13 protein-coding genes are annotated in these 15,337 nt (G+C 68.6%); 8 read left to right on the forward strand and 5 right to left on the reverse strand.

The genetic code is table 11. From position 1 onward, the window contains the following. Positions 1–86 precede the first annotated feature (86 nt). The 3 genes from JVH1_RS30375 to JVH1_RS30385 are packed head-to-tail and all read left to right on the forward strand — an operon-like array spanning position 87 to position 6,089. The gene (locus JVH1_RS30375) at positions 87–4,988 is read left to right on the forward strand and encodes an NAD-glutamate dehydrogenase (protein ID WP_009474094.1); all 4,902 of its coding nucleotides are present in this window, start codon (positions 87–89) and stop codon (positions 4,986–4,988) included. Further along, positions 4,985–5,410: a thioesterase family protein gene (locus JVH1_RS30380; RefSeq protein WP_009474093.1), complete on the forward strand. Its 426-nt coding sequence runs from the start codon at positions 4,985–4,987 to the stop codon at positions 5,408–5,410. Before JVH1_RS30375 ends, JVH1_RS30380 begins: the two co-directional genes overlap by 4 nt. Next, the gene (locus tag JVH1_RS30385; RefSeq protein WP_009474092.1) at positions 5,403–6,089 is read left to right on the forward strand and encodes a hypothetical protein; all 687 of its coding nucleotides are present in this window, start codon (positions 5,403–5,405) and stop codon (positions 6,087–6,089) included. The genes JVH1_RS30380 and JVH1_RS30385 overlap by 8 nt, the downstream gene beginning before the upstream one ends. Before the next feature lie 7 nt (positions 6,090–6,096). Here the strand turns inward: JVH1_RS30385 and JVH1_RS30390 are convergent, their stop codons facing one another. The 3 genes from JVH1_RS30390 to JVH1_RS30400 form a co-directional block, all read right to left on the reverse strand. Next, positions 6,097–7,008: a DMT family transporter gene (locus JVH1_RS30390; protein WP_009474091.1), complete on the reverse strand. Its 912-nt coding sequence runs from the start codon at positions 7,006–7,008 to the stop codon at positions 6,097–6,099. After that, entirely contained in the window at positions 6,996–8,591 is a 1,596-nt protein-coding gene (locus JVH1_RS30395) for a glycoside hydrolase family 13 protein (protein ID WP_009474090.1), read from the reverse strand. The genes JVH1_RS30390 and JVH1_RS30395 overlap by 13 nt, the downstream gene beginning before the upstream one ends. A gap of 67 nt (positions 8,592–8,658) precedes the next feature. Next, entirely contained in the window at positions 8,659–9,054 is a 396-nt protein-coding gene (locus JVH1_RS30400) for a globin (protein ID WP_043778414.1), read from the reverse strand. A 140-nt stretch (positions 9,055–9,194) separates the two neighbouring features. Between JVH1_RS30400 and JVH1_RS30405 the strand changes: the two genes are divergently transcribed. The 3 genes from JVH1_RS30405 to JVH1_RS30415 all read left to right on the forward strand — a co-directional run bounded on the left by JVH1_RS30405 (position 9,195) and on the right by JVH1_RS30415 (position 10,668). Next, positions 9,195–9,866 carry an HNH endonuclease gene (locus tag JVH1_RS30405; protein WP_167540926.1) on the forward strand — a complete coding sequence of 224 codons (672 nt, stop codon included), beginning with the start codon at positions 9,195–9,197 and terminating at the stop codon, positions 9,864–9,866. A gap of 75 nt (positions 9,867–9,941) precedes the next feature. Next, a complete protein-coding gene (locus JVH1_RS30410) occupies positions 9,942–10,202 on the forward strand; it encodes a hypothetical protein (RefSeq protein ID WP_009474087.1) in 261 nt (86 codons plus the stop codon). Further along, positions 10,189–10,668 (forward strand): DUF5130 family protein, encoded by a 480-nt coding sequence (locus JVH1_RS30415; RefSeq protein ID WP_005264322.1) that lies wholly within the window; start codon positions 10,189–10,191, stop codon positions 10,666–10,668. The genes JVH1_RS30410 and JVH1_RS30415 overlap by 14 nt, the downstream gene beginning before the upstream one ends. A gap of 73 nt (positions 10,669–10,741) precedes the next feature. On the opposite strand, the gene JVH1_RS30420 is transcribed toward JVH1_RS30415, so the two are convergent. Beyond that, on the reverse strand, positions 10,742–10,897 hold the full coding sequence (locus JVH1_RS30420; RefSeq protein WP_009474086.1) for a hypothetical protein: 156 nt from the start codon (positions 10,895–10,897) through the stop codon (positions 10,742–10,744). Positions 10,898–10,909: 12 nt separating this feature from the next. On the opposite strand from JVH1_RS30420, the gene JVH1_RS30425 reads away from it, so the two are divergent. Next, positions 10,910–11,386: a helix-turn-helix transcriptional regulator gene (locus tag JVH1_RS30425; protein WP_009474085.1), complete on the forward strand. Its 477-nt coding sequence runs from the start codon at positions 10,910–10,912 to the stop codon at positions 11,384–11,386. 37 nt (positions 11,387–11,423) lie between these two features. Continuing rightward, a complete protein-coding gene (gene dinB / locus JVH1_RS30430; protein WP_009474084.1) occupies positions 11,424–12,650 on the forward strand; it encodes a DNA polymerase IV in 1,227 nt (408 codons plus the stop codon). Positions 12,651–12,671: 21 nt separating this feature from the next. Here dinB and pepN read toward each other — a convergent pair whose 3' ends face one another. Then, a complete protein-coding gene (gene pepN, locus JVH1_RS30435; RefSeq protein ID WP_009474083.1) occupies positions 12,672–15,275 on the reverse strand; it encodes an aminopeptidase N in 2,604 nt (867 codons plus the stop codon). Positions 15,276–15,337: the final 62 nt, after the last annotated feature.

Below are 15,337 nucleotides of genomic sequence, written 5' to 3' on the forward strand. Positions count from 1 at the left end.
CCCGAAGTTCACCCTCTGTTCCCATCGCCGCGGGCTAGTCTCGAGAGAGTTGCCCGCGGCGATCGGAACAGAGGAAGTGAGCCCCGATGACGGAATCGGCAGCACTGAAAGATGCGGAGTGGGCGCGGAATCTGCCCGAAGGCCTCCGGTCGCAGGTGCCGACTCTCGCAGCCGTGTATTTCCGTCACGTCGATCGCGGTGACAGCGAGAGCGCCGTCAACGGCGCCTCCGAGGCCGTGCTCGGCGCGCATCTGACACTTGCCCTGCACCGTCCGCCGGAGCGCGCGGTCACCCGCGTCTACCGCCCGGGTGACGGGCACGAACTCGGTGCGTCCCTGCAGATCGTGACGGACGACATGCCGCTGCTCGTCGAATCGATCACCGCGCTGCTGAACCGCCTGGGCATCGGGATCAGCGAATTCGTGCACCCCATCGTCTCGGTCCGGCGCGATCCGATCGGTGCACTGCGCGAAATCCTCATGGGAGACACGGCCAAGGATGCCGACGAGGGCAGCCTCGCCGAGTCGTGGATTCACGTCCAACTCGATCCCCGTACCGACTCCGCGGTTCTCGACACACTCGAGAAGGAAGTCGGCACCGTCCTCGCCGACGTGCGCCAGGTGGTCCGGGACACCGACATCATGCGCAAGCTCGAGCGGACACTCGCCGACGAACTCGAGACGTCCGCACCCTGTCCCGGCGTGTCGAAGGACGACCTGGAGGACTGCGCCGATCTGCTGCGGTGGATGTCGCAGGGCAATTATGCGGCGCTGGGCTACCGCCGCTTCGAACTGGGGGAGCCCGACAGCTCCGGCGCCCGCAGCCTGCAGGTGGTGCCGGGCAGCGGTCTCGGACTGCTGCGCTCCGACACGGTCACCGAAGGCCCGCTGAGTCTGCCGCCGGCCGCCGAGATCCCCGACCGTCCCCTGCTCGTGCTCACGCAGGGCTCGTTCCCCGCGACCGTGCACCGCTCGGTCTACCCGTTCTTCGTCGGCGTGAGCATTCTCGACGAGAACGGCAACATCACCGGTGAGCACCGTTTCCTCGGGGTCTTCACGGTCACGGCGCTGCACGAGAACGTCCTCGACATTCCCGTGATCGCTCGCCGGGTGCGCAAGGTGATCGACCGGGCCGGGTTCCAGTTGAATTCGTATTCGGGGCAGGCGATGCTGGAGGTCATCCAGTCGTTCCCGCGCACCGAGCTTTTCTCGAGCGACGCCGACACACTCTTCGACACGGTGACCGCCGTGCACAGCATCGGGCTCCGGCGTCAGGTGCGTCTGTTCGTGCGCGAGGACTTTCTCGGACGATTCGTCTCCTGCCTGATCTACCTGCCCCGCGACCGGTACACCACCCGGGTCCGGCTCGCGATGCAGGACATCCTGCTGCGGGAATTCGGTGGCGGCACTTTGGAATACACCGCGCGCGTCACGGAATCCGACCTGGCGTTGCTGCACGTGACGATCCGCAAGAGCACCGAACAGATGGGGTCTCGGCTCGACCTCTCGGACGCCGACCGCGAACGGGTCCAGGCCATGCTGGCCGAGGTGAGCCGCAGCTGGGACGACCATCTCGGCGACCTCCTCCCGGTGACCACCGGTGTGGATCCCGTTCTGGCGCAGCGTTACGCCGCCGTCCTGCCCGAGGGGTACAAGGAGGATTTCGACGCCACGCGCGCGTTGTCGGATCTCGCGAGGCTGGAGGCGCTCGAAGACGGTTCCATCGATCTGCTGCTCTACCGCGATCCCGGGGCGGAGGTCGGGCACTGGCGATTCACCCTGTACGTGGGCGGGGACGGCATTTCGCTGAGCCAGGTGCTTCCGGTGCTGCAGAGCCTGGGTGTGGAGGTGCTCGACGAACGGCCCTATCTGATTCCGCGGCCGGACGGGTTGGCGTGCTGGATCTACGATTTCGGGTTGTCGGTGCCCGCGGAGCTGCTCCGCTCCTCGGTGGAGGACGACCTGGATGCCGAACTCGCCGCCGAGGAGGCGTCGGCCGCCGCACCGAAGCTTCAGGAACGGTTCACCGATGCCTTCACCGCCGTCTGGTTCGGGCGGGCGGAGGCCGACCGGTTCAACGAGCTGATCCTGCGGGCGGGAGTGTCGTGGCGGCAGGCCGTGATCCTGCGGACGTACGCAAAGTACCTGCGTCAGGCGGGGTTTCCGTACAGTCAGTTCCACATCGAGGGGGTTGCGCTGGCGAATCCCCGTTCGGCGTACACACTCGTCGAGTTGTTCGAGGCGATGTTCGATCCGGAGACGCCCTCACCCGATCTGGTGTCCGAACTCGACACCCGTCTGCGGGAGTACATCGACGCCGTGGTCAGCCTCGACACGGACCGCATCCTGCGCGGTCTGTTCGGGCTGATCAAGTCGACGCTGCGCACCAACTACTTCGTCGTCGGCGAGACCGGGGAGCCGCCCACATACCTGTCGATCAAGCTCGATCCGACCTCGATCCAGGAACTGCCGAAGCCCCGCCCGAAGTACGAGATCTTCGTGTACTCACCCGACGTCGAGGGTGTGCACCTGCGGTTCGGATCCGTCGCCCGCGGCGGGTTGCGCTGGTCGGACCGGCGTGAGGATTTCCGCACCGAGATCCTGGGGTTGGCGAAGGCCCAGGCCGTGAAGAACGCGGTGATCGTCCCGGTCGGCGCGAAGGGCGGCTTCGTCGTCAAGAATCCGCCGACGCCCTCGGGGGACGCGGCGGCCGACCGCGCCGCCGCTCTCGAGGCGGGCCAGGACTGCTACCGCACATTCATCTGCGGGCTCCTGGACCTCACCGACAACGTCGATCAGGTATCGGGGGAGATCGTGCCCCCGGCCCGGGTGGTGCGTCGCGACGGCGACGACCGGTATCTCGTGGTGGCCGCGGACAAGGGCACCGCGAAATTCTCCGACCTCGCCAATTCTGTTGCGGAGCAGTACAAATTCTGGCTCGGCGACGCGTTCGCGTCCGGTGGGTCGGCCGGATACGACCACAAGGGGATGGGCATCACCGCGCGCGGTGCCTGGGAGAGCGTGAAACGGCACTTCCGGGAGATGGGCGTCGACACCCAGACCCAGGACTTCTCCGCGGTCGGCGTTGGCGACATGAGCGGCGACGTGTTCGGAAACGGCATGCTCCTGAGCCGACACATCCGGCTGGTGGCGGCGTTCGACCACCGGCACATCTTCCTCGACCCCGATCCCGACGCCCCCCGGTCGTTCGCGGAGCGGTCGCGGATGTTCGCGTTGCCCCGGTCGTCGTGGGCCGACTACGACACCAGCATCATCAGCGAGGGCGGGGGCGTGTGGGACCGGACCCGCAAATCGGTCCCGATCAGTGCCGCCGCGCGTGCCGCGCTCGGACTCGACGACGCCGTCACCGAACTCTCCCCGCCGGAACTGGTCCGGGCGATCCTGCGTGCCCCGGTGGACCTGCTGTGGAACGGTGGCATCGGCACGTACGTCAAGGCGTCCACCGAGACCAACGCGATGGTGGGCGACAAGAGCAACGACTCCGTGCGCGTCGACGGCAACGAGGTGCGGGCGAAGGTGGTCGGCGAGGGTGGCAACCTCGGGGTGACGGCGCTCGGCCGGATCGAGTACAGCCAGAACGGTGGCCGGATCAACACCGACGCGATCGACAACTCCGCGGGCGTCGACTGCTCCGATCACGAGGTGAACATCAAGATCCTGCTGGACTCGCTGGTGAGCAGCGGCGGGCTGCCGCGGGAGGAACGCAATCCTCTGCTGGCGTCGATGACCGACGAGGTGGCCCAACTCGTACTCGCGAACAACATCGCGCAGAACGATCTCCTCGGTGTCTCCCGGACCAGCGCGGTTCCGATGCTGACCGTGCATCGCCGCCAGATCGAGCACCTGGCGTCGCGTCGCGGACTCGACCGGAAGCTCGAGGCCCTGCCCACCGACGAGGAGATCGCCCGACGCAGGCAGGCCGGTCAGGGCCTGACGTCTCCGGAACTCGCGACCCTCACCGCGCATGTGAAACTCGCGCTCAAGGACGACCTCCTCGCGACGGACCTGCCCGACAGCGAGACGTTCGCGCCGCGGCTGCCGCGGTACTTCCCGACGGTGTTGCGCACGCGGTTCCGCAGCGCGATCAAGGCGCATCCTCTGCGCAGGCAGATCGTGGCGACGATGCTCGCGAACGAGACCATCGACAACGGCGGTATCACCTTCGCGTACCGGTTGGCGGACGAGGCGGGTGCGAGCAGCACCGACGCCATCCGCGCCTACGCGGCGGTCACCGAGATCTTCGCCCTGCCGGAGCTGTGGTCGAGGATCCGGTCGGCGGACATCGCGGCGGACATCGAGGACGACCTGATTCTCGAGTCCGGCCGAGTTCTCGACCGCGCGTCCCGCTGGTTCCTGACCAACCGGCCTCAGCCCCTCGCCGTTGGCGCCGAGATCGCCCGGTACTCGGCCGACTTCCGTGCACTCTCGCCGAGGGTGCCGCAGCTCGTGCGGGGGCATCAGCTCGCCGACGTGGAGACGCGGGCGCGGCCCCTCGTCGTCCGCGGCGCGCCCGAGGACCTCGCGTTCGAGGTGTTCCGGCTTCTGGACAAGTTCTGTCTGCTCGACATCAGCGACATCGCCGACATCGCCGAACGCGACATCGACGAGGTCGCCGAGCTGTACTACGAGCTCGACGCGCACCTCGGCATCGACTGGCTGCTGAGCGCCGTGTCCACTCTCGCGCGGGGTGACCGCTGGCATTCGCTGGCCCGTCTCGCGTTGCGCGACGACCTCTACAGTTCGCTGCGTCAGCTCACGATGGAAGTGCTCCTGGGTGGTGAACCTCACGAGACGCCGCAGGAGAAGATCGACGACTGGGAGTCGACGAACGCGTCCCGGCTGGCCAGGGCGAGGTCCGCTCTCACCGAAATATTCGAGTCTGGGACCCTTGACCTCGCGACGCTCTCGGTGGCGGCGCGTCAGGTACGCAGCATGGTGCGAGGTATGGGCACCCGATCGGAGGTATGACGTTGAGCGAGGGCTTTCACGCGGAGGTCGAAGTTCGGTGGTCGGACATGGACGTCTTCCAGCACATCAACCACGCACGGATGGTGACGTTGCTGGAGGAGGCGCGGATTCCCTGGCTGTTCGAGGACGACCGTCCGACCGTGACGTTGCGTGACGGCGCGGTCATCGCGGACCTCCATGTGCGCTACCGCGGGCAACTCCGGCACAGCGATTCACCGCTCGACGTCCTGATGTGGGTGGAGAAGGTGCGCGCGGTCGATTTCACGATCAACTACGAGGTCCGACCGAAGGGCGTCGACGTCTCGGTCGCGCCGTCCATCATCGCGTCGACGCAGATCGCGGCGTTCGACATCGACACCCAGCGCCTGCGCAGAATCACCGACGTCGAGCGGGCGTACCTGGAGAGCTGGCAGCGTGTATGAGCGCGTCCTGTCGATCCCGGACGCCACTGAGCGCGGTGACCTCGCCACATTCCTCACGAGGGTGGTCCGGTTGGACGAGTCGACGGTGGTGCGTCTGCGTCAACGCGGACCCGGCCGCCTGACGATCTGGGCGGCAACCGGTTTCGACGCGCTGGCGGTGCGCACGGTCGCGGGGACCATCACCCCCGACGACACGTCGGCTGCCGGCGACCAACTGCTCGCCGCTCTCGAAGCGGCGACCGCAGCCGACATCGATCCGGGTTTCTCGATGGATTCGGCGTGGCGGGGCGCACTGCCTCCGGCGGAGGGCTTCGTTCACGTCGACGACGTCCCGGCGCGTGTTCTCGTCGACCTCGCGCAGCGCGGTGCGGCCCTGGCGCAGGAGCACGGCAGCGGCCACGGCCCGCCCGCATCACTTCTCGACCAGGAAGTCCTGCAGGTGGCGGGCGCGGAGCACACGGTCGGCATCCCGATGCGGGTGGTGTTCGCTCTCACCGCGATGGGGTTCGTTCCGCACGCGGGCTCGGATCGGCTGACCGCCGACATCGACCTCGAGCGCATCGACGCCTCCGAACTGGTCCGGGTGCGTGCCACCGCGTCGTGGCTGCGGGTGGACGCCCGGTTCGGGTCGATCTACCGGCACCGCGGTGGGGGGATTCCGTTGTCGGTCGCGCGGTAGCGCGCCGTCAGTCGGACCGCAGCGTGCTGGTGGCCAGCACGGCGAGCGACGCGACGACGGCTGCCATGCCCAGCCCCGCGACCAGGGTCAGCTGCTCGCCGAGCACCGCGGTCCCGAGCAGTGCCGCGACCACCGGTTCGGTGAGGGTCAGCGTCGCGACCGTCGCGGGTGGCAGCCGCCGCAGACCGGCGGCGAACAGGAGATACGCCAGCACGGTCGGGACGATCGCCAGATACACGGCGGCCGCGGCGCCCGCCCCGGTGTCGAGGCCGCCCGGCCAGGTCGCGACGAGCACGGGGATCAGGAACAGTCCACCGAGACCGAACATCTGTCCCATCGCCGCCTCGGGACTCGAACCCGCCGCGAGCAGCGACGACCCGGCGACCGTGTAGGCGGCGTACCCGAGACCGGCGATCAGCGCAGGCAGCGCACCCGCCAGGATCCCGGACGAGTCGGAGCCGCCGGTCGTGCCCGCCACGATCAACGCCATGCCGGCGACGGCGATGACGGTGGACACGGCCCACACCGGGCCGGGGCGGTGACGGTGCACCGCCCATTGCAGCGCGCCGGTGAACGCGGGTCCCGAACCCAGCGCGATCATGGTTCCTGCGGCCACTCCGGCGCTCTGCACGCCAGTGAAGAATCCGAGTTGGTACGCCGCGACCCCGATCCCGCCCCACACGGCGGGCGCATATCGGCGAATCCCGGGGCCGTCACCGAACCCGAGTCCGCCGCGCAGCGCCGCGAACGCCGCGAGGAGCGCGCCCGCGGCCACGACCCGGGCCGAGCCGACGGCCAGTGGGTCGAGGTCGTATCCGAGGGCGCGGGACGCAAGGGCCTGCGCGGTTCCCGTGGTGGCGAACAGGATCGATGCTGCGACGACCGCCGCAACTGCGGGAGTGCGGGTCAGATGAGCCACGCAGCCGCGTTCGGTGGGAGCTGCCCCTCGACGAGCGGCGCGCTGCTGAGCAGCACCTCACCGGGTGGCAGCGAGATCGGCGCGTCGGTGGCGTTGAGGGCGCAGATCAGCCCGCCGCGCCTGCGGAAGGCGAAGCAGCCCGCGGGGCTCCCGTACCAGTCGACCCCGGGACCGGAGAACTCCGGACGCAGCGAGCGCAGTTCGAGTGCTGCACGGTACAGCGACAGCGTCGACGTGACGTCCTCGAGTTGCGCCTCGACGGTGAGGTCCGCCCACTCGGGGGGCATCGGCAGCCAGGGCTCGCCGGTGCTGAACCCGAACGGTGGTTCGGTGCCCTCCCACGGCACGGGCACACGGCAGCCGTCGCGGCCGCGTTCGGTGTGGCCGGATCGTTCCCACACCGGATCCTGCAACGCCGAATCGGGGAGGTCGACGTTGGGCAGGCCGAGTTCGGCACCGTTGTACAGGAACGCCGCACCCGGCAACGCCAGTTCGACGAGGATCATGGCCCGGGCGCGTGCCGTGCCGATCTCGCCGCCGCCGTACCGGGTGACTTCCCGTTCGACGTCGTGGTTCGACAGGGTCCACGTGGGTGTCCCGCCCACCTGGTCGACGGCGGTCAGGGAGTTCTCGATCGCCTCCCGCACCGTCTCCGCCGAGAACTCGGCCTCGGCCAGCCGGAAGTTGAACCCGAGGTGCAGTTCGTCGGGCCGGATGTACTCGCCGAAGCGTTCGTTGTCTCGAACCCAGATCTCCCCGACGGCCATCGTGCCCGGGTACTCGTCGAGGACCTTGCGGATGCCGCGGTGGATGTCGTGGACCGCGGGGTTGTCGAACCGCGGATCGTCATCGGAGTTCTGCAGCAGTTCGTTGGCGGACCAGTCGTGGTCCGGCAGACCTTCCGGCTTGGCCATGCCGTGCGCGACGTCGATGCGGAATCCGTCGACGCCGCGGTCCAGCCAGAACCGGAGCGTCTTCGTGAGATCGTCGACGACCTCCGGGTTATTCCAGTTCAGGTCGGGCTGCTCCGCCGCGAAGATGTGCAGATACCACTGGCCGGGCTTGCCGTCGGCCTCGGTGATCCGCGTCCACGCCGGCCCGCCGAAGATGCTCGGCCAGTTGTTGGGCGGCTCCGCGCCGTCCTCACCGCGACCGTCGCGGAAGATGTACCGGTCCCGTTCGGGACTGCCCGGCGGCGACGCCAGGGCGGCGCGGAACCATTCGTGCTCGACGCTGGTGTGATTGGGCACCAGGTCCATCGTCACCTTGATCTGCCGCGCGTGCGCGGCCTCGATCAGGGCGTCCATGCTCGCGAGGTCACCGAACAGCGGATCGATGTCACGGGGATCGGACACGTCGTAACCGTGATCGGCCATCGGGGAGCGCATGACCGGGCTCAGCCAGAGGGCGTCGACACCGAGCAGTTCGAGGTATCCCAGCTTGTCCCGCACTCCGTGGAGGTCGCCGACACCGTCACCGTTCGCGTCGGCGAACGAGCGGGGATAGATCTGGTAGAAGACGGCGTCGGACCACCAGGGTGCCGGCTGCGTGTCGTCGGCGGGCGTTTCGGCGGGAGTGCTCACAAACGCCCATCGTGCCAAACGATCGCCCGCACCACGACTCGACCGGCGTTATCGGCGCGGGGCGGTTTCAGAAGGCGGAGTTCACCATCGACGCCGCGGCCATGTCCATGTACTCGATGAGGGCCTTGCGGTGGGCGTCGTCGAGGGTGCCGGAGTCGATCGACGCGATGGCCGTGTGCATGCACCGCAGCCAGGCGTCCCGCTCGATCGGGCCGATCTTGAACGGCTGGTGACGGAGCCGCAGTCGCGGGTGGCCGCGCTCGTCCGAATAGGTGTGCGGCCCGCCCCAGTACTGCTCGAGGAACATCCGCATCCGGCGCTCGGCCGGACCCAGATCTTCCTCGGGGTAGAGGGGCCGCACGATGTCGTCCTTGGCGACTTCCTCGTAGAAGCGCGCGGTGAGTTTGCGGAACGTCTCCGCTCCGCCCACCGCCTCGTAGAAGGTCTGCTGCACGTCAGTCATGGCGCCTTCCATTGTGCACGTGTGGGCGCGAACGGTCTTCGTCACCGTCTGTTCACCGAATGTCCTGCATTTTTGTCGGAAATGGACGTGCACGAGCTGGCAATTCATGGTGCACTTGGTGGCAATCTCCCGGAGGTCGCATGAAGAATCGACACAGCGCCCGCGCGCACCGACAACTCGTGCCCACTGATGCCCGGAGTGCCGGGGTTTCAGGGGCGTTTGCTTTACAAGTGATCACCGAAGGCTCCGCGCACAGCGCAGAGCCTTCTTTCCCGGGCGAGAATGCGGTTCCGCTCTGGATCAAGCGCCGGGTGCTTCTCCTGAATGTCACCTACGAGCCGCTCACCGCCCTTCCTGCCCGCCGCGCCGTGGTGTTGATGACCTGCGGCAAGGCCGACACCGTCCACGAGGATCCCCAGGCCCCGGTCGTCCACTCCGAGCAGTGGTCCGTGCAGGTGCCGTCCGTGATCCGCCTCCGGAACTACGTGCGCGTGCCGTATCGCGCCCGGGTTCCGATGACCCGCGCAGCCCTCATGCACCGGGACCGGTTCCGGTGCGCCTATTGCGGTGCCAAGGCCGAAACCGTCGATCACGTGGTTCCCCGCAGTCGCGGCGGCGAGCATTCGTGGGAGAACTGCGTGGCCTGCTGCGCACCCTGCAACCACCGCAAAGCGGACAAGTTGCTGAGCGAACTCGGCTGGACGCTCCGGGCGTCCCTGGTCCCTCCGTCGGGGCCGCACTGGCGACTGCTGGCGTCCACCAAGGACCTGCACCCGTCGTGGATGCCCTACCTCGGTGAAGGCGCCGCCTGAGCGTTCCGCGGGTCCCCTTCGCGAAGTTCGGCCCTGACGCTTCCCCTCGCACGGTTCTGGGCTACCGTTTGCGTCGTGAGCATTCTCGAGACAGTGCTGATATTCGTAGGAATTCCGGCGTTGATCACCGCCTTCTTCGCGGGGATGTCGTTCGTCGGCAAGAAGACGCCGGGCCCCGTGCCGCCCGCGTTCCACCTCGGTGAGGAATGGACGCACGCGCCGGTGCTGTGGAGCGCCGTCGACGAGGTGACCACGCACGGTCATCACGGCGGACACCACGGCGTGCACGCCGGTTCGGCAGACCTGATTGGAGGCTCGGCAAGTGGCAAGTGGTGACCTGATTCCCGCGTCCGCGGTATCCGCGGACAATCTCCCTGTCGGCAGCGTCGTGACCTCCAGCGGTCGCATCTCGGGCGTGCACCGTGTCGGTGAGCCGTTCACCGACGACCTGCCGTTCACGACGGACGAACTCGTCCGCCTCGACGATGCCCTCACCGAAGGCACTCGCAAGACGAAGGTGCGCTTCAACGCGTACATCGGCGACCTCGGCGCCGACACCGCAGCCGGCGCCGACGCGCTGTTCCCGACGACGCCCGAGGCGGAACGGTCCGTGCTCATCGCGGTCTCGCCCAACCAGCGGACGGTCGAGATCCGCAGCGGCCGGGCCGTGGCCAACCGGGTCACCGACCGGGTCGCCCAGCTCGGTGCCACCGCCGCCGTATCGTCGTTCGGCGACGGCGACCTCATCGACGGTCTCGTGAGTGCCATTCGCGTGATGAGCGCGGCAATCGCCTCGCCGTAAAACTGCACAGATCAGCGTCCGCGCGGCCCGATCCCGGCTCAGTCCTCCTGAACCGGATCGGGCCGTCGGTGTCTCACCGGATGTCGACGACGCGGTCGGCGCTCTCGAGGGTCCGCCGGACGGCGCCGATGCCGAGTTCCATCATCTGCGCGGTCCGGTCCGTGAGACTTGCGGGCACCCTGTCCGCGATCCAGACGAACACGGTCGCGCCGTTGCCGTCTTCGCTCACCTGGGCGGACGCATGGTGATGCCGGTAGGGGCCGTCGACGATCGACCAGGCCAGTCGGCGCGCGTCCACTTCGCCCTCGCCGAGGAGATCGTCCGGCTCGTCGCGGTCGCCGCGCTCGCCGCGTCACGGGGGCCGTCGGTTTCACGCCGGCGCGGCGGCCTTCCGGACGACGTAATAGCGGCCGCCGCCCGTGCGGCGGTCCTCGACGACGAGCCCGGCTCGGACGGTCTGATACCGCTCGCCGAGCGGCTCGGGGTGTCACCGTTCGCGCTCAGTCGCGCGTTCAGCGCCGTCATGTGCGTCTCGCTCACCAGGTACCGCAACATGGTGCAGGTCGGGCGGGCGCTCGAGCGGATCGAGAACGGCGACCGGGACCTCGCCGGCCTCGCGGCCGACCTGGGTTTCTCGGATCAGGCGCACATGACCAGGACCATCCGCGCCCAACTCGGCGAGACACCCACCGCACTGCGAATGCTGTTGTCGGTCTGAACGACCCTCGACTTCTGTCGGTGGTCGATGCGAACATATGTTCGTGTCCGATTCGCCGCGCCCGCGCATCTCGAGTGGCGCCGAGGCGACCATCCTGCACGCCGACCTCGATGCGTTCTACGCCTCGGTGGAGCAGCGGGACGACCCCGGTCTGCGGGGTCGTCCGGTGATCGTCGGCGGCGGCGTCGTGCTGGCCGCGAGCTACGAGGCGAAGGCGTACGGGGTGCGCACGGCCAGCAGCGGCGCGCAGGCGCTGCGCCTGTGCCCGCACGCCGTCGTGGTGCGGCCACGGATGTCGGCGTATGCGGCCGCGAGCAAGGCGGTGTTCGAGGTCTTCGGCCGGACCACGCCCCTGGTCGAGGGACTGTCCATCGACGAGGCCTTCCTCGACGTCGCCGGTCTCCGCAAGATCGCGGGCACGCCGGTCGACATCGCGGCACGCCTGCGCCGCGACGTGCGCGAGCAGGTGGGGCTGCCGATCACCGTCGGCGTCGCGAGAACGAAGTTCCTCGCCAAGGTCGCCAGCGCGGTGGGCAAACCCGACGGACTGTTGCACGTGCCGCCGGACCGCGAGATCGAGTTCCTCCATCCGCTGCCGGTCGAACGGCTGTGGGGAGTCGGCGCGGTGACGTCGGTCAAGCTCCGCGACGCCGGGATCGCCACCGTCGGCCAGCTCGCCCACTATCCCGAAGAGCTGCTCGTCTCCATCGTCGGACCCGCGGCGGGCCACCACCTCCATGCGCTCGCCTGGGCACGCGACCCGCGGCCCGTGCAGGTGGGGCGCAGGCGGAGATCCGTCGGCGCGCAGCGCGCCCTGGGGCGCAGACCGAAGGCGAGGGAGGACGTGGACGCCGCCCTGGTGACGTTGGTCGACCGGGTGGCGGGCAGGCTGCGCCGCGGCGAGCGGGTGGGGCGCACGGTGGTGCTCCGGCTGCGGTTCGACGACTTCACCCGGGTCACGCGTTCGCACACTCTCGCGCAGCCGTCGGCTCAGACACAGACGATCCTCACCACGGCCCGGGGCCTGCTGAGCACCGCGTGGCCGATGATCGAATCCAAGGGCGTCACCCTGGTGGGGATCGCGGTGGCCAACCTCGAGGACGACTGCCCGCAACAGCTCGCGCTGCCGTTCGACCCGTACACGAGCAGTTCCCTCGACAGCACACTCGACAGCCTCCGCGACCGCTTCGGCTCCTCGGCGGTCACCCGCGCGGTGCTGCTGGGCCGGGACCAGGGTGTGAGCGTGCCGATCCTGCCGGACTAGGCCGGCAGGATCGGCCACCGATCAGCTCGCGTCGAACTTCCGGGCCGCCAGCGACCGGACGATCCCGGCCCGGCCCTCGACCACCAGGCGGCGCAGAGCCGGCGGATGATCGCCGGCCAGGAACTCGTCGGCTGCCGCCACGGACTCCTCGCTGATCGACCACGACGGGTACAGACCCACCACGACGGTCTGCGCGACCTCGCTCGACCGCCGCTCCCACACCGCGGGGATGTCCGCGAAATAGCGGGCCACGTACGGTGCGAGGATCTCGGACTGCCCGTGACCGGCGAAGGCGCCGATGATCGAGCGGGCGGTGATGTTCGGCACGGAATCGTCGCCGACCACCCGGTTCCAGGCCTGTTCCTTCACCGCGGCCTGCGGGCGGACGGTGGCCGCCGCGGCGGCGTTGCGGGCGCCTGCCGCGGTGGGATCGCGTTCGGCTTCGGCGTCGATGAACGGCGTCTCGATGCCCTCGGCGTCGATCTCACCGGCCCCGGCGAGCGCGGTGACGAGACGCCAGCGCAGGTCCGTGTCGACGACGAGGCCCGGCAGCCCGACCGTTTCGGGTGCGGCGTCGAGCAGTTCCTGCAGCACCTCGGTGTGCCATGCCGACAGCTGCGCGCCCGCCAGCGCGTTGACGAACGCCAGCTGGTGATCCGAACCAGGCTCGGCTTCCCGCGCCAGTTCCAGGAGCCGGTTCGCGAAGTCCGGCCAGCCGTGTTCTTTGGACCACTCGGGTTCGGCGTAGCTGTGCAGCGCGGTCTGGGCCTGCATCAGCAGTCGCTGGACGACACCGACCTCGGTTTCGGCGCCGATGCCGCGCTGCACGAGGGCGACGAAGTCCCGCGCCTTGAGTTCGGCCTGACGCGTCATCTCCCAGGCCGCCGACCACACCAGGGTGCGGGGGAGAGGCTCGTCGATGTCGCCGATGCGGTCGATGGCGGTGGCGAGCGAGTCGGGATCGAGCCGCAGCGAGCAGTACGTGAGGTCGTCGTCGTTGACGAGGATCAGCTGCCCGCGTTCGACACCGACGAGTTCGGTGACGTCGGTGCGTTCGGTGGCGTCGAGGTCGAGTTCCACCCGCTTCGTGCGCACGAGCTTGCCGTCCCGGTCGTCGTACACGCCGACCGCGATGCGGTGCACCCGTCGCTCACCGGCACCGGGTGCTGCGCCGGACTGCAGGACGGCGAACCGGGTGAACTTGCCGTCCGCGTCGACGTCGAATTCGGGACGCAGGATGTTGAGCCCGGTGGTCTTGAGCCACTGGGCTCCCCAGTCGGACAGGTCGCGGCCCGAGGACTTCTCGAGTGCACCGAGGAGGTCGTCGAACGTGGCGTTGTCGAAGGCGTGGTCGCGGAAGTAGTCCCGCAGGCCGGACAGGAAGGGGTCTAGCCCGACGTACGCGACGAGCTGCTTGAGGACGGAGGCGCCCTTCGCGTACGTGATGCCGTCGAAGTTCACCTCGACCGCGGCGAGGTCGGGGATGTCGGCGGCGATGGGGTGGGTGGACGGCAGCTGATCCTGCCGGTACGCCCAGGACTTTTCGACGTTGGCGAACGTGGTCCAGGCGTTGGTGTATTCGGTGGCCTCGCTCTGGCAGAGCACGGAGGCGAACGTCGCGAAGGACTCGTTGAGCCACAGGTCGTCCCACCAGCGCATGGTGACGAGGTCGCCGAACCACATGTGCGCCATCTCGTGCAGCACGGTCTCGGCGCGCCGCTCGTACGACGCCCGCGTCACCTTGGACCGGAAGACGTAGTCCTCGAGGAACGTGACGGCGCCTGCGTTCTCCATTGCGCCCGCATTGAATTCGGGAACGAACAGCTGGTCGTACTTCCCGAACGCGTAGGGGGTGCCGAAGTTGCGGTGGTAGAACGCGAAGCCCTGCTTGGTTTCCGTGAACAGGCGCTCGGAGTCCATGTGTTTCCCGAGCGAGGCGCGGCAGTAGATCGCGAGGGGAATGTCGCCGTGCTCGTCGGAGTAGTTGTCGGTCCACTCCGCGTACGGGCCGGCGATGAGCGCGACGAGGTAGGTGCTCATCTTCGGCGTGGTGCGGAAGATGTGACGGCCGGGTTCCGCCGCCACCGTCTCGACGGTCGCGGAGTTGGAGATCACCTTCCAGTCGGCCGGGGACGTGACGTGCACGTCGAATGTCGCCTTCAGGTCGGGCTGGTCGAAGCAGGCGAACATGCGCTTGGCGTCGGCGGTCTCGAACTGCGAGTACAGGTACACCGCGTCGTCGGTCGGGTCCACGAAGCGGTGCAGCCCTTCACCGGTGTGCGAGTACGCGCAGTCGGCCTCGACCACCAGCTCGTTGCGTTCCGCGAGACCGGTGAGCGTGATGCCGGTGGACTCGTCGTAGTTCGACACGTCGACGGGAGAGCCGTTCAGCGTGGCCGAATGCACACGGGCCGCGACGATGTCGACGAACGTGGACGCGCCGGGGGAGGCCCCGAACGTGACGGTGGTGCGAGAAGAAAACGTCTCGACTCCGGGCTGAATTGTCGTCTCGACTCCGGGCTGACCTGTCCCGTCGGTGAGGTCGAGTTCGATCAGATAGTTGTCGACGGTCAGCAGTCGGGCTCGTTCGGCTGCCTGTTCGCGGGTCAGGTTGGGTGGGGCCACAGAGGTCTCCTCGTGATCGGCGGCGGTGCTCGTACTCGATGCTGCCATCCCATCACGAGTGG

The organism is Rhodococcus sp. JVH1, from assembly GCF_000280725.2.
GTDB lineage: Bacteria > Actinomycetota > Actinomycetes > Mycobacteriales > Mycobacteriaceae > Rhodococcus_F > Rhodococcus_F jostii_A.

Excerpts from the sequence above, each read along its gene's own strand:
- JVH1_RS30375 (WP_009474094.1), top strand. The coding sequence starts at position 87 with ATGACGGAATCGGCAGCACTGAAAGATGCGGAGTGGGCGCGGAATCTG.
- JVH1_RS30380 (WP_009474093.1), top strand. The coding sequence starts at position 4,985 with ATGACGTTGAGCGAGGGCTTTCACGCGGAGGTCGAAGTTCGGTGGTCG.
- JVH1_RS30400 (WP_043778414.1), bottom strand. The coding sequence starts at position 9,054 with ATGACTGACGTGCAGCAGACCTTCTACGAGGCGGTGGGCGGAGCGGAG.
- JVH1_RS30405 (WP_167540926.1), top strand. The coding sequence starts at position 9,195 with ATGAAGAATCGACACAGCGCCCGCGCGCACCGACAACTCGTGCCCACT.
- JVH1_RS30425 (WP_009474085.1), top strand. The coding sequence starts at position 10,910 with ATGGTGATGCCGGTAGGGGCCGTCGACGATCGACCAGGCCAGTCGGCG.
- dinB (WP_009474084.1), top strand. The coding sequence starts at position 11,424 with ATGTTCGTGTCCGATTCGCCGCGCCCGCGCATCTCGAGTGGCGCCGAG.